This window comes from Enterobacter cloacae complex sp. 394F7 (genome assembly GCF_057320385.1).
This window is the reverse complement of record NZ_JBXWCS010000003.1, coordinates 279,136-293,337: the sequence shown is the minus strand read 5'-3', so window position 1 is coordinate 293,337 and position 14,202 is coordinate 279,136. Positions and strand designations below refer to the sequence as shown.

The window sequence follows — 14,202 nt, the reverse complement described above, 5'->3', positions numbered from 1 at the left end:
AGTGTGTTTATTTATCACGCTGGATTATATAGTCCGCTAGCGCTTCCAGTGCCGAGGTATCGAGAGACTGCGCGGCCAGTTCATTCAGCGACTGGCGGGCTTCCTCTATCAGATCCCGGGCTTTACGCTGGGCTTGCTCAAGACCCAGCAGGGCGGGGTAGGTACTTTTGCCAAGCTGCTGATCCGCACCCTGACGTTTACCCAATGTTGCAGTATCGCCCACCACATCCAGAATGTCATCCTGAACCTGGAACGCCAGACCGATACTTTCTGAGTATCTGTCCAGAATCGGCAGGGCTTTGCGCCCCTGTTCACCCGCGCTCAGTGCGCCCAGGCGTACGGCGGCACGGATGAGTGCGCCCGTTTTATGCCGGTGAATACGCTCCAGCTGTTCCAGATTAACCTGACGTCCTTCTGCCTCCAGATCCAGCGCTTGCCCGCCGCACATGCCGGCAACGCCGCTGGCCATCGCCAGCTCGGAAACCATTGCCAGACGGTCGCGATCGCTGACTTCTGCCATCGGCGCATCGCTCAGAATAGAGAATGCCAGCGTTTGCAGAGCATCCCCCGCCAGGATGGCATTCGCTTCGCCAAACTTAATATGGCAGGTTGGCTGACCGCGACGCAGATCGTCATCATCCATCGCCGGTAAATCATCGTGGATCAGCGAGTAGGCATGGATGCACTCAACGGCGGCAGCCGGGGCGTCCAGCGTAGTATCGCTGATACCAAACATATTGCCTGTGGCGTAGACGAGGAACGGGCGCAGGCGCTTTCCACCCAAGAGTGCGCCATAGTGCATGGCCTCAACCAGTGGAGTGTTCTGAAAAGGTTGTGGCGCAATAAAACGGCGCAGGGCGTCGTTGGCGCGTATGACTCGCGCCTGAAGCTCGTTAGCAAAATCCATTTACTCGGCGTCCGGTGTGAAAGGCGTTGTCTTAGCGTCTTCGCTATCGGAAAGCAGGATCTGCACACGCTGCTCGGCCTGCTGCAGTTTAACCTGCCCCTGGCGCGCCAGCTGCACGCCACGCTCGAATTCATTGAGCGCCTCTTCCAACGGTAAATCACCGCTCTCAAGGCGGGTGACGATCTGCTCCAGTTCACTCAGCGCAGTTTCAAAACTGGCCGGTGCGTCGTTCTTCTTCGGCATAGTGAATTGACTCTTATATTCTCAGCCCCGACATGGTAACGGACTCGGGGCAATTATCAAATAACGCGCAATGTGCACAGGAACGGCGCGATGGTGGTATACTTGCGCGCCTGGATGCAGCCACGGGTGTGGGCTGTAATATTATTTTCCATTACAAGCCTTAATACGCTTGCCTAAGAAACATTGCCGCCATGAAGTTTATCATTAAATTGTTCCCTGAAATCACCATCAAAAGCCAATCTGTGCGTTTGCGCTTTATTAAAATTCTCACCGGGAACATTCGTAACGTTTTAAAACACTACGACGAAACCCTCGCCGTGGTGCGCCACTGGGATCACGTTGAAGTTCGCGCGAAAGATGAAAACAAACGTCAGGACATTCGCGACGCGCTGACCCGTATTCCGGGTATTCACCATATTCTGGAAGTGGAAGATGTTCCGTTCACTTCCCTGCATGACATCTTCGAAAAAGCGCTGGTGCAGTATCGCGACCAGATCGAAGGCAAAACCTTCTGCGTGCGCGTGAAGCGTCGCGGCAAGCACGAATTCAGCTCTATCGAGGTGGAACGTTACGTTGGCGGCGGTCTGAACCAGCATGTTGAAACGGCGCGCGTGCGTCTGACCAACCCGGATGTCACCGTGAACCTGGAGATCGAAAACGATCGCCTGCTGCTGGTGAAAGGGCGTTACGAAGGTATCGGCGGCTTCCCAATCGGTACCCAGGAAGATGTCCTGTCCCTGATCTCCGGTGGTTTCGACTCTGGCGTCTCCAGCTACATGCTGATGCGTCGCGGCTGCCGTGTGCATTACTGCTTCTTTAATCTGGGCGGCGCGGCGCATGAAATCGGCGTGCGTCAGGTGGCACACTATCTGTGGAATCGCTTTGGCAGCTCGCACCGCGTGCGCTTTGTGGCGATCAACTTCGAGCCAGTGGTTGGCGAAATCCTGGAGAAAGTGGATGACGGCCAGATGGGCGTGGTCCTCAAGCGTATGATGGTGCGTGCGGCCTCTAAAGTAGCGGAACGCTATGGTGTGCAGGCGCTGGTCACCGGTGAAGCGCTGGGTCAGGTTTCCAGCCAGACGCTGACCAACCTGCGTCTCATCGACAATGTCTCTGACACCCTGATCCTGCGTCCGCTGATCTCTCACGACAAAGAGCACATCATCGATCTGGCGCGCGAAATCGGCACTGAAGATTTTGCCCGTACCATGCCAGAGTACTGCGGCGTGATTTCGAAGAGCCCGACGGTCAAAGCGGTAAAAGCGAAGATCGAAGCGGAAGAAGAGCACTTCGATTTCAGCATTCTTGATAAAGTGGTGGAAGAAGCCTCCAACATCGACATCCGTGAGATTGCCCAGCAGACCGAGCAGGAAGTGGTTGAAGTTGAAACCGTGAGCGGTTTCGGTGCCAACGACGCGATTCTGGATATCCGCTCCGTTGATGAGCAGGACGACAAGCCGCTACAGGTGGAAGGGGTGGAAGTGGTTTCTCTGCCGTTCTATAAGCTGAGCACCAAATTTGGCGACCTCGACCAGAGCAAAACATACCTGCTGTGGTGTGAGCGTGGGGTGATGAGTCGCCTGCAGGCGCTGTACCTGCGTGAGCAGGGCTTTGCGAATGTGAAGGTGTATCGTCCGTAGTTTTTTGCGGGGGTGTGTGGCTTGATGCCCTCACCCCGACCCTCTCCCAAGGGGAGAGGGCGCAAACATTAAAAACGGCAACCTGAGGTTGCCGTTTTGCTTTTACCTACCGCCACCCGGCTTTTCTTTGCACTACTCTTCATAGTAGTTATAAATCCCCGCCGCCATCACCAGCGTTGAGGCGACTTCGTAGGCTTTCTCTCGCCCGACCAGCAGGTCAACAATCTTTAAGCCAAAGTCTATCGCGGTACCTGGCCCCTGGCTGGTGAGCAGGTTGACGCGCGGATCCCAGACGACGCGTTTATCCACCCACTGCTCTTCCGGGATGGTCTCTTTCAGCCCCGGGAAACCGGTCATGTTACCGATGGGAAAGATATTATGCGGAACCAGCACGGTACCGGCGGCGGCACAAATGGCAGCAACGATACGTCCCGACAGATGAAACTGTCTGACGGTTTCGACTAACAGAGTGCTGTCGCGAAAATACTCCGCCCCTTTCAGGCCGCCGGGCAGCACGATGATGTCATAGTCCCCGTCGGCCACCTGTACCAGTGGCGCATCCGCGAGGAGTTTCACTCCTCGGGAACAGGTAATAGCCAGGTTGCCATCGCTGGCGACGCTGGCGGTGGTGACCTGAATGCCGCCACGCACCATGATATCGATGGTGGTGACCGCTTCTGTCTCTTCGCTACCAGGGGCGAGGCAAACCAGTGCCGACGCGCTCATATTCACTCTCCTTACGTTTTACCAGGTCATACAGGCGGGCGTTTTCCGGCACAATGATACCGTGTGCGCGGGCGCGTTTTAGCAGATAGCCAGTGATGTAGTCGATTTCCGTGTGGCGTAGCGCCCGAACATCCTGCAACATGGATGAGATATTTTCTGCCGTACTATCAATAACCTGCTCAACATAATAGCGTAAATCATCCGCCGATGTGTGTAAGCCTTCACGCTCGATCACCGAGGCGACTTCAGCACAGAGGGTGGCAACCTCCTGCGGATGGTGCTTCAGTTCCCCGTTCGGGCAGTCCCACAGCGCCGTCAGCGGATTGATCACACAGTTAACGGCCAGCTTACGCCACAGCTGAGGGCGGATGTTGTTGTGCCAGGCCACGTCCGGAAGCACCGTTTGCAGGGTGTCTGCCAGATAACTGTAGTCGCCGTCCTGATCCCGGGCAGGTCCAATATGCGTGACGCCGCTGGCCACGTGCACAATGATATTGCCGTCGCGGCGCGCGGCATGCGTGGTGGTGGCCATCAGCAGCGGCTGCACAATGCTTTTCAGTTCATCAATCGTCCCCATGCCGTTATGCAGTAATAAAACGGGCGACGTGGGGGGAAGCTGGGCGGCCAGCGCTTTTACTGCATCTGAAACTTGCCACGCTTTGAGCGTCACCAGCAGCAGGTCGCTATGCGCCAGGAAATCAGGATCGTTCGCGGTGAGGGATTCGTTAAAGATACTTCCGTCTTCACCAATCAGGTTTACACTGCAATAGGGCTGAGGTACGCGCAGCCAGCCCTGAACTTCGTGTCCGTGCTTGCATAGTGCGGTCAGCCAGAGTTGACCAAGGGCTCCGCATCCGAGCACTGTAATTTTCATTGTTCCTCCTCACCTGCAACTGCGCCAGGTGTTACGGCCTAAGTATAGCGCCGTCAGCTAAGCTTCTGTTGAGTTATGCCTCGTAGCGGGTATTATGCAACGCAACAAAAATGAAGGGAGAAGAAAAGATGCCATCTTTCGATATTGTTTCCGAAGTTGATATCCAGGAAGTTCGCAACGGCGTAGAAAACGCAACCCGCGAAGTTGAGTCACGTTTCGATTTTCGTGGCGTTGAAGCCTCGTTTGAGCTGAACGATGCCAATAAGACCATTAAGGTGCTGAGCGAATCTGATTTCCAGGTCAACCAGCTGCTCGATATTCTGCGTGCCAAGCTGTTAAAACGCGGCATTGAAGGGACCTCGCTGGATGTACCGGAAGAGTTCGTGCACAGCGGTAAAACCTGGTTTGTTGAAGCCAAACTGAAGCAGGGCATTGAGAGCGCGGTTCAGAAGAAAATCGTTAAGCTCATCAAAGACAGCAAGCTGAAGGTTCAGGCGCAGATCCAGGGCGAAGAAATTCGTGTTACCGGAAAATCCCGTGATGATCTGCAGTCCGTCATGGCGCTGGTGCGCGGCGGCGATCTGGGACAACCGTTCCAGTTTAAAAACTTCCGCGATTAAAACGAAAAAGCCCGGTTTAACCGGGCTTTTTTTCAGGCTTTCAGCGCCTGTTCAACTTCAAAGCGGTTTGTCACCTTACTGTCTATTTTGACATACGCGCTGCGCTCTTCTGCCGCGAGAAGCACTTCACTCACGCCCTCTGTCGATGCAAGACGCTGTTTCAGCGCATCGTTAATCTCAACGTCGTCAGGAATTTCTACCCGCAGGCTACTGACGTAGCGCGGCTCTTTCATGGTACCGGCAACCAGCAGCCAGACCGTCGCCAGCAGTGCGCCTGCGAGGAAGACGGTTTGGGAATCAAACAGGCCGTCGACCCAGCCGCCGAGGGCACCGCCAATGGCCACGCCGATGAACTGGCTGGTGGAGTAAATCCCCATCGCCGTGCCTTTATAACCGGCAGGGGATTCTTTGCTGATCAGTGACGGCAGCAGGGCTTCCATCAGGTTAAACGCCAGGAAGAAGAGCTGCACACCGGCAACCAGTTCCCAGAAGTGGGGGCCAGCGCCCCAGAGCACGATCTCGGCAATCAGCAATACCGCCACACAGCCAATGAAAACGCGCTTCATTTTGCGCTTCACTTCGGCATAGATAATAAACGGTACTACCGAGACGAACGAAATCACCATCGTCACCAGATAGATTTTCCAGTGTTCTGCCGCCGGGAAACCTGCGGCAGCCAGTTGACCGGGCAGGGCGACAAAGGTCGACATCAGCAGAATGTGTAGACACATAATGCCGAAGTTAAGCTTCAACAGGCGCGGCTCAACCAGTACCTTGCTAAAGCAGCCTTTGACCATCCCAGATTCACGGTTGAGGACGTGGTTTTTGCTGTCCGGTACCACCCACAGCGTTAAGGCAATACCGATGGTCGCCAGCACGGCAATCATCCAGAACAGGGCGTGCAGGCCAAGCGTGTGGGTAATAATGGGGCCGAGCACCATCGCAATCGCAAACGTGACGCCAAAGCTCACGCCAATAAATGCCATCGCTTTGGTACGGTTCTGTTCACGGGTTAAATCCGACAGCAGCGCCATCACGGCGGCGGCAATCGCGCCGGAGCCCTGCAGGGCGCGGCCAAGAATAATTCCCCAGATGGAGTGGGAGAGGGCGGCAATGATGCTACCGAGCACAAAAACCAGCAAACCACCGACAATGAGCGGCTTGCGGCCGACGCGGTCAGAGAGCAGACCAAACGGGATCTGGAATACCGCCTGAGCCAGACCATAAATACCAATCGCCAGGCCAATCAGCGCTTCGCTGGCGCCCTGCAATGCCATGCCGTACGTGGTCAGAACAGGCAGGACCATAAACATGCCAAGCATCCGTAGCGAGAAAACAGTCCCTAAACCCCAGGTCGCACGCAGCTCGCCCGGTGTCATTTTATAATCGTTCATTGCCACCTCAATTCAAAAGCAGGCCATAGTGTAGTGCGGGGAAGGGGCGGGGTAAATAAAGGGTTATTTAACAAATATTACATGCGTTATTGATAGATTCAGTGAATAAAAAAGGGTGCCGAAGCACCCCTTTATTCACCTGTTGTGGCTTACCAGACGTAAGTCAGCAGGTTATGCGAATCCGGCACCATAAAGTCCACGGACATCATCACGGACAGCGAGGTGATGGCAACAATCGAGAACACAAACAGTTTGCGCGCCCAGACTTTGTCATCTTCCACTTTGTAACCGCGCAGGGCCATACCGAGCCACCAGACGCTTACCGCTGCGGCCACCGCCAGATATTTATACCCGGCGTAACCCCCCAGCGAGAGCATCAGCGTTGCCACGGCAAAGGCGATGATGTACAGCGTGATGTGGTTCTTGGCAACGGAAATACCTTTCACGACCGGCAGAACCGGAATGTTCGCTGCCTGATAATCCTTAAAGCGGAAAATCGCGATGGCATAGGAGTGCGGCATCTGCCACAGGCTAAAGATAGCCAGCAGGATCAGCGCACCGCTGTCGAACTCGTTCGTGACGGCACAGTAGCCAATCACCGGCGGCGCAGCGCCGGAGAGAGAACCAATCAGCGTGCCGTAGACGGAGTGACGCTTCATATACAGGCTGTAGACGCCTACATACACCACGAACCCCATCACCCCCAGCCAGCAGGCCAGCGGGTTAGCACCAAACCACAGCAGCATAAAGCCAGCAATACCCAGCAAGGTGGCGTACACCAGCGAGACGGAAGGGGCGATCAGGCCTTTCACCAGCACCCGATTTTTGGTCCTTTCCATCTTCTTGTCGATATCCATGTCGATGTAGTTGTTAAATACACAACCGGACGCAACAACCAGTGACACACCGACCAGCGTGTAGATAAAGAGGGTGTAATCAATGCTGCCTTTGGAGGCCAGCAGGAACCCTCCGATCACGGAGATCAGGTTGCCAAAGATGATGCCTGGTTTCGTTACTTGCAGGTATTGCTTAAACATACTCGCCGCTCTTAGTGAACCATCATGTTGTAGTTAAGGTTCCACATAATCCAGATGGAACCGACTACCAGGATAGCGATGATAATCACGGTAAAGATGAAAGCCGTCATGTTCCAGCCTTCATCGGACTTGGTGTTCATGTGCAGGAAGCAAACCAGATGCACCAGAATCTGAATCACTGCGGTCACCAGGATTGCACCCAGAATAACCGGCTTAGACGCAGAACCGCTCATCACCATCCAGAACGGGATCACCGTCAGGATGATCGACAGGATAAAACCTGTCATGTAGGTTTTTACGCTACCGTGGGAAGCGCCATGATCGTTTGAATGACTCATTACATCGCCCCCATCAGATAGACAACAGAGAACACACAGATCCACACCACGTCCAGGAAGTGCCAGAACAGGCTCAGGCACATGATACGGGTACGGTTAGTGCTGGTCAGGCCGCGACGGGAGATCTGGAACATCAGAACCGCCATCCAGATCAGACCGGAGGTCACGTGCAGACCGTGGGTACCGACCAGTGCGAAGAACGCAGACAGGAAGCCACTGCGATCCGGCCCGAAGCCTTCCATAATCAGGTGATGGAATTCATAGATTTCCATCCCGATGAATCCAGCACCAAACAACCAGGTCAACGCCAGCCAGGAGACAACCTGGCTCTTGTTGTTTTTGTACATGGCGATAGCCGCCATGCCGTAGGTGATGGAGCTGAATAACAGCAGTGCGGTTTCAACCAGAACGAACGGCAGTTCAAAAATGTCCTTGCCGGTCGGGCCGCCCGCTGTGCCGTTCACCAGAACGGCATAGGTTGCGAACAGACAGCAGAACAGAATGCAGTCGCTCATCAGGTAGATCCAGAAACCGAAGACTTTCGTCGGTCCTGTATCGTGGTGCGCATGTTCATGCGCGTGGGCAGTCGAGTGCGCCAGAGTATCAGTTGCCATTTTTCAGCCCCGCTTTAGAAATCTCGTCGAAATGCTGATTTTCCAGCTTTTCAACTTCACGGACTGGTACGTAGTAGTCCACGTCCTCGTCAAAGCTCTTCACAATCCAGCTGATTACGATGCCAGCGAAGCCAACAATCGCCATCCACCAGATGTGCCAGATCATTGCGAAACCAAATACCGTTGCGAAAGCGGCAATCACGATGCCCGCTGCGCTGTTTTTCGGCATATGGATCTCTTCGTAATGGTCAGGTTGCTTGTACGCTTCACCTTTTTCTTTCATTTCCCAGAATGCATCACGTTCGTGAATGTGCGGCACTACGGCAAAGTTATAGAACGGAGGTGGAGAAGAGGTCGCCCACTCCAGCGTACGGCCACCCCATGGGTCACCGGTCAGGTCGCGGTTCAGGTTACGGTCACGGATGGACACGTAGTACTGAATCAGCTGGCACAGGATACCGCAGGCAATCAGCGCGGCACCGCCCGCTGCAACCATCAGCATTGGGTGGAACTGCGGATCGATCTGCTGGCTCAGACGACGGGTCATACCCATGAAGCCCAGCACGTACAGCGGCATAAATGCCACGAAGAAGCCAATGATCCAGAACCAGAACGCGCGTTTACCCCATTTCTCGTTCAGCGTGAAGCCGAACGCTTTTGGCCACCAGTAGGTTACGCCAGCGAAGCAGCCGAAGACCACGCCACCGATGATAACGTTATGGAAGTGCGCAATCAGGAACAGACTGTTGTGCAGTACGAAGTCAGCACCCGGTACCGCCAGCAGTACGCCGGTCATCCCACCTACGGAGAAGGTGACGATGAAGCCGATGGTCCACAGCATCGCTGAGTGGAACACGATACGGCCCTGGTACATGGTGAACAGCCAGTTGAAGATCTTCACCCCGGTAGGGATGGCGATAATCATGGTGGTAATACCGAAGAAGGCGTTTACGTTCGCGCCCGCACCCATAGTAAAGAAGTGGTGCAGCCAAACGATGAACGACAGAACGGTAATACAGACGGTTGCCCACACCAGAGAGGTGTAACCAAACAGACGTTTACGCGAGAAGGTTGCTGCGATTTCGGAGAACACACCGAAGACAGGCAGAACCAGAATGTACACTTCCGGGTGACCCCAGGCCCAAATCAGGTTGATGTACATCATCATGTTGCCACCCATGTCATTCGTGAAGAAATGGGTGCCCAGGTAGCGGTCCAGGGTCAGCAGCGCGATGGTGACGGTCAGAATTGGGAAGGATGCGATAATCAGTACGTTGGCGCACAGAGATGCCCAGGTAAATACCGGCATCTTGAACATGGTCATACCAGGCGCACGCATCTTCAGGATGGTCACGAAGAAGTTGATACCGGTCAGGGTGGTACCGACACCGGAGAGCTGAAGCGCCCAAATCCAGTAGTCAACGCCAACGCCCGGACTGTACTCAATTCCTGACAGCGGTGGGTAAGCCAGCCAGCCGGTCTGAGCAAATTCGCCCACGCCCAGTGACAGGTTAACCAGGATAACGCCGACAACCGTAAACCAGAAGCTCAGGTTGTTCAGGAACGGGAACGCAACGTCGCGCGCGCCAATTTGCAGCGGAACGACAACGTTCATCAGACCGATAACCAGCGGCATCGCCACGAAGAAGATCATGATAACGCCGTGAGCGGTAAAGATCTGGTCGTAGTGGTGCGGTGGCAGGAAGCCGGCTTCACCCGCAGACGCGAGTGCCTGCTGGCTACGCATCATGATCGCATCCGCAAAGCCACGAATTAACATGACGATACCGACGATGCAGTACATGATACCGAGTTTTTTGTGGTCAACCGAAGTCAGCCACTCGTTCCACAGGTAGCTCCACTTACCGAAGTAAGTGATCAAGGCCAGTAAGGCCGCGCCACCGATGATAATGGCAGCCACCGTAACCATGATAATCGGTTCATGGTAGGGCACTGCATCCAGTGTCAATTTTCCGAACATTTTCTTCCTCGGCCCCTTAGTGAGCGGTTTCCGCGTGGCTCATGTCCATGCCTTCCATACCTTCGTGCGCGCTATGCTCGCCTTCAGGCTGGGTCATGTCCATGCTCTTGCCGTGATCCATAAATTTGCCAATAACGTCTTTGAACAAATCAGGTTTCACGTTAGAGAAGTACTCCACCTTGTTGTATTCGCTAGGTGCAGCCACTTTTTCGAACGCCGCCATGTCAGACATGGTGTTTGGAGACTGCTTCGCTTTTGCAACCCACTGGTCGAAAGCGGCACGGTCCGGCGTCGCAGTAGCTTTGAACTTCATACCTGAGAAGCCCGGGCCGCTATAGCTGGCGGAGATACCATCATAGGTGCCTGCTTCATTCGCAATCAGGTGCAGGTTGGTCTGCATACCGGCCATCGCGTAAATCTGGCTACCCAGACGTGGGATGAAGAAGGAGTTCATTACGGAGTTGGAGGTCACTTTGAACTGAACCGGAGTGTTCGCCGGGAAGGCGATTTCATTCACGGTAGCAATGCCCTGCTCTGGATAGATGAAGAACCATTTCCAGTCCATGGAGACCACTTCGATGGTAATTGGTTTTTCATCGTGAACCAGCGGTTTGCTTGGCTCAAGTGCGTGAGTGGTTTTCCAGGTCAGCACAGCGAGGAACAGGATGATCAGAATAGGAACCGTCCAGACCACAGCTTCCACTTTATTGGAGTGTGACCAGTTAGGGCTATACTTCGCATCTTTATTGCTCGCACGATACTTCCAGGCGAAACCAACAGCCATCAAAATGGCTGGAATAACCACAATCAACATCAGGCCAAATGCCGTCAGTATCAGTGAACGTTGTTCCAGTCCAATCTGTCCTTTGGGGTCAAGTAGTGCAGAATCGCAGCCACTGAGTAATACAGTGCCTGCGAATAATGACAACCATCCCAAACTTTTATTGTATTTCCTGAGTCTCATTTAACGACCTCAATTCCACGGGAGTCTGGTGGCGTTTAAAGTGTGGGGGCATTTTACGGGAAGGTTACATTACTGTAAACATCATTAGGCCTGTGTCAGGAAGGTGTTACCGGGTTCTGCCGCACATGTCACAAGTGTTGCAAATTATGTCGGTTTTTATGACCGAAGCCGCATGGCATGGGCTTTATAACGAAAGGACCCCCAAGCATACCCTAAAAGGGGCAATTGGTATAACCATTGTTAAAAATAAACAAAAAATTAACAATTAATTATCAATAAAAAGACAATTAAAAAACGAAAATTCAATCTTTCCCAAGCTGAATCGTTTAATGAAAAATAGCCTGAAAGAAATGGCTCCAATAATTTCCGAATCCTATCCCGCACAAAACAACAAATATTTTTTTTAGCGTTTGTCGGTTATTTCACCGTTATAATTTCGGCCGGTGATTACAACGGGAAATAACCTTTCGCTTTTATCTTCAGGTTGTCTGCGTTTTACGCAGAGCCATAAAATCGAGCAACCCACCGAGCAGGATCCCGACGACCGCCAGCAGGGCGCCGACATCAAGGAGAAGGGCTTCAAGAGGAAGCGCCAGGGGGGTAGTGGCATTGATGATGAGCACCACGAGCCATAACCCCAGCGCCAGACATCCCACCATTAACAGGCGTAGCGCAAACTGGTAGGCGCGCTGATATTCCGTTCGCGGCATAAAGTGTTCTGTTCGCTGGGTATATTCCAGCGTCTGGCGGCAGACCAGCAACAATAAAATGCCTGGCACGGCTGCAACCACGGAGAAGAGATAAAACGTTGGCCAACCATGCGCTTCAACAAACCAACCGGCAATCGGCCCCACATATACGCGGCCCACGGCAGAAAGCGCCGAGAGCAGGGCGAACTGCGTTGCAGAAAACGACTTGTTGCAGAGCGTCATCAGCAGGGCGACAAACGCCGCGGTACCCATTCCGCCACACAGGTTCTCAAAGAACACTGCTGCCGCCATGCTAATCATATGTTTATCGGTAATCGACAGCAGCCAGTAACCCGCGTTAGACGCCCCCTGCAGAATGCCGAAGATCAGCAACGCCCGGAACAAGGTCAGGCGCTGCATCAACACCCCGCCGTAAAGTGCGCCGACGATAGTGGCAAAGAGCCCGAGGGTTTTGTTAACCACTCCCACTTCACCGGCATCAAACCCGACGCCGCGGATCAGGAACGTGGTGGTCAGGCTCATCGCGAAGGCATCACCCAGCTTATAAAGGACGATGAGCAGCAGGATCAGCCAGGCATTGTTGCGGCCAAAGAAATCACGCAGCGGTTCGGCAACGGCCTGCTCCAGAGAACGGGGGACCGGGATCACGTCGCTCGGTTCAGGGGCGAGGAGGGTGGCAATAATGCACGGGATCAGCAGGGCGGCCATCAGCCAGTACATGCCCTGCCAGCCCAGATAGCGGTCAGCCAGCCACAGCGCCAGCCCACCAGATACCAGCATGCCGAGGCGATAGCCCAGCACGCTGATGGCCGCACCGGCTCCACGCTCTTCTGCGGGTAACACGTCCGTTTTCCAGGCATCAAACACGATATCCTGTGACGCGGAACAGAAGGCGATCACCACCGCAAGCGCCGCCATCCAGCGAAGCTGTGTCGACGGCTCAAGGAATCCCATGGCGGCAATGGCCAGCAACAGCAGGACCTGCGTCATCACCAGCCAGCCACGACGACGGCCCAGGAACGGCGGGGTGTAGCGATCCATCACCGGTGACCACAGGAACTTAAAGACATACGCCTGGCCGACGAGGGAGAAGAAGCCAATGGTTTTGAGATCGATATTCTCAACCGTCATCCAGGCCTGCAACGTGCCGGAAGTGAGCGCGAGGGGTAAACCGGAGGCAAAGCCAAGGATCAGCAGAATGGCTGATTTGGGTTGCTGGAAAATGCGTAAGTAATGACTGGACATGTTCTTAAAAACTGACCCGGTAAAACACCGGGTCAGTCAGCAGGATTAACGCGCGTTTTGCTTGATAAAGTCGTGAATGCTGGTGTCCTGCGCCATATCGGCGATGGTATCGGTCAGCACGCTGTTTACGGCGTTCGCAATGTTTTGGTTAGAGGCCTGGAAAGCACCTTCTACGGAGTAGCTGGCACGATAGTTTTTGGTCATCTTGTTGCCGTTCTTCGCGGTAGCGATGATGGCGATGTCCGCTTTGGTGGAGATGTTGTAGCGCACGTTACCCTGGGAAACGTCAGCGTACAGGTTGTTAACGATGATCTGCAGATCAACCGCGCCGCTTGGGCCAATCATGTAACCTCGAGAGGTCATCTGTTTCTCCAGCACTTCCTGCAGCAGGAAACGCAGGTCACGGGAAGCGGTCAACGTCACCAGCTGGTTGTCGCGGGTCACTTTCGCCAGGGCCTGATCCTGACGCTGATCGGCACCGTTAATGCTCACGGTCACGCCCATCAGGCTTGGATCTTGCTGAGGCAGCGTGATTTTTGGTGAGACATCAATGGTTGTTGGCGGGGTAGCGCAGCCTGCCAGCATAAAGAGGGCTACCAACGGAAAGAAGAGTTTTTTTAACATTTTCGGGTTCTCAACGAATCGTAAGCATATAGAGAGAAAAATTGCCGCCATCATAACATCGCTAACGGCCAGGGGAAGTGGTCAACGCATGTAAATTCATCGCCTTGTCTGAAAACTGACCAGTTCGCCCTTTTTCTCAACCTGTGTGTGACAAAACGTATGAGCCTCACAGTGAACTTCATTCGTTTGAATGAGAAAATAAGACGAAAGCTAAATATTTGTTGTCTTGTTGTAATGGAACCGGTAAAAGCGGCTAACATTTAAAGGGATGGGTGACATCCTGGC

The 14,202-nt window shown here is 53.9% G+C and carries 14 protein-coding genes; 2 read left to right on the top strand and 12 right to left on the bottom strand.

Going from position 1 to position 14,202, the window contains the following annotated elements; genetic code table 11:
• Window positions 1-7: 7 nt before the first annotated feature.
• The gene (gene ispA / locus AC2FAK_RS06255) at window positions 8-907 is read right to left on the bottom strand and encodes a (2E,6E)-farnesyl diphosphate synthase (RefSeq protein WP_095454713.1); all 900 of its coding nucleotides are present in this window, start codon (window positions 905-907) and stop codon (window positions 8-10) included.
• Window positions 908-1,150: an exodeoxyribonuclease VII small subunit gene (gene xseB / locus AC2FAK_RS06250; RefSeq protein WP_008503331.1), complete on the bottom strand. Its 243-nt coding sequence runs from the start codon at window positions 1,148-1,150 to the stop codon at window positions 908-910.
• Between the two features lie 191 nt (window positions 1,151-1,341).
• Between xseB and thiI the strand changes: the two genes are divergently transcribed.
• Window positions 1,342-2,790: a tRNA uracil 4-sulfurtransferase ThiI gene (gene thiI, locus AC2FAK_RS06245; protein WP_013095844.1), complete on the top strand. Its 1,449-nt coding sequence runs from the start codon at window positions 1,342-1,344 to the stop codon at window positions 2,788-2,790.
• A gap of 132 nt (window positions 2,791-2,922) precedes the next feature.
• Here thiI and yajL read toward each other — a convergent pair whose 3' ends face one another.
• Both yajL and panE read right to left on the bottom strand, forming a co-directional pair.
• Window positions 2,923-3,516, bottom strand: coding sequence for a protein deglycase YajL (yajL, locus tag AC2FAK_RS06240; protein WP_013095845.1), 594 nt, complete (start codon window positions 3,514-3,516; stop codon window positions 2,923-2,925).
• Window positions 3,479-4,390, bottom strand: coding sequence for a 2-dehydropantoate 2-reductase (panE, locus tag AC2FAK_RS06235; RefSeq protein WP_038418797.1), 912 nt, complete (start codon window positions 4,388-4,390; stop codon window positions 3,479-3,481). The genes yajL and panE overlap by 38 nt, the downstream gene beginning before the upstream one ends.
• Before the next feature lie 128 nt (window positions 4,391-4,518).
• Here panE and AC2FAK_RS06230 point away from each other — a divergent pair, with 128 nt between their 5' ends.
• Window positions 4,519-5,010, top strand: a complete 492-nt coding sequence (locus tag AC2FAK_RS06230; RefSeq protein ID WP_008503327.1) for a YajQ family cyclic di-GMP-binding protein — start codon at window positions 4,519-4,521, stop codon at window positions 5,008-5,010.
• Between the two features lie 32 nt (window positions 5,011-5,042).
• Here the strand turns inward: AC2FAK_RS06230 and AC2FAK_RS06225 are convergent, their stop codons facing one another.
• The 8 genes from AC2FAK_RS06225 to AC2FAK_RS06190 all read right to left on the bottom strand — a co-directional run bounded on the left by AC2FAK_RS06225 (window position 5,043) and on the right by AC2FAK_RS06190 (window position 13,917).
• Complete coding sequence (locus tag AC2FAK_RS06225; protein ID WP_013095847.1) at window positions 5,043-6,404, bottom strand: MFS transporter; 1,362 nt, start codon at window positions 6,402-6,404, stop codon at window positions 5,043-5,045.
• 149 nt (window positions 6,405-6,553) lie between these two features.
• Entirely contained in the window at window positions 6,554-7,441 is an 888-nt protein-coding gene (gene cyoE / locus AC2FAK_RS06220) for a heme o synthase (RefSeq protein ID WP_013095848.1), read from the bottom strand.
• A gap of 11 nt (window positions 7,442-7,452) precedes the next feature.
• A complete protein-coding gene (locus AC2FAK_RS06215; protein WP_006176899.1) occupies window positions 7,453-7,779 on the bottom strand; it encodes a cytochrome o ubiquinol oxidase subunit IV in 327 nt (108 codons plus the stop codon).
• Entirely contained in the window at window positions 7,779-8,393 is a 615-nt protein-coding gene (locus tag AC2FAK_RS06210; RefSeq protein WP_003859057.1) for a cytochrome o ubiquinol oxidase subunit III, read from the bottom strand. The genes AC2FAK_RS06215 and AC2FAK_RS06210 overlap by 1 nt, the downstream gene beginning before the upstream one ends.
• Window positions 8,383-10,374: a cytochrome o ubiquinol oxidase subunit I gene (gene cyoB / locus AC2FAK_RS06205; RefSeq protein WP_013095850.1), complete on the bottom strand. Its 1,992-nt coding sequence runs from the start codon at window positions 10,372-10,374 to the stop codon at window positions 8,383-8,385. Before cyoB ends, AC2FAK_RS06210 begins: the two co-directional genes overlap by 11 nt.
• Window positions 10,375-10,390: 16 nt before the next feature.
• Window positions 10,391-11,338 (bottom strand): cytochrome o ubiquinol oxidase subunit II, encoded by a 948-nt coding sequence (cyoA, locus tag AC2FAK_RS06200; RefSeq protein ID WP_095454712.1) that lies wholly within the window; start codon window positions 11,336-11,338, stop codon window positions 10,391-10,393.
• A gap of 479 nt (window positions 11,339-11,817) precedes the next feature.
• Window positions 11,818-13,293, bottom strand: coding sequence for a muropeptide MFS transporter AmpG (ampG, locus tag AC2FAK_RS06195; protein WP_047023634.1), 1,476 nt, complete (start codon window positions 13,291-13,293; stop codon window positions 11,818-11,820).
• Window positions 13,294-13,338: 45 nt separating this feature from the next.
• Window positions 13,339-13,917, bottom strand: coding sequence for a lipoprotein (locus tag AC2FAK_RS06190; RefSeq protein WP_013095854.1), 579 nt, complete (start codon window positions 13,915-13,917; stop codon window positions 13,339-13,341).
• Window positions 13,918-14,202: the final 285 nt, after the last annotated feature.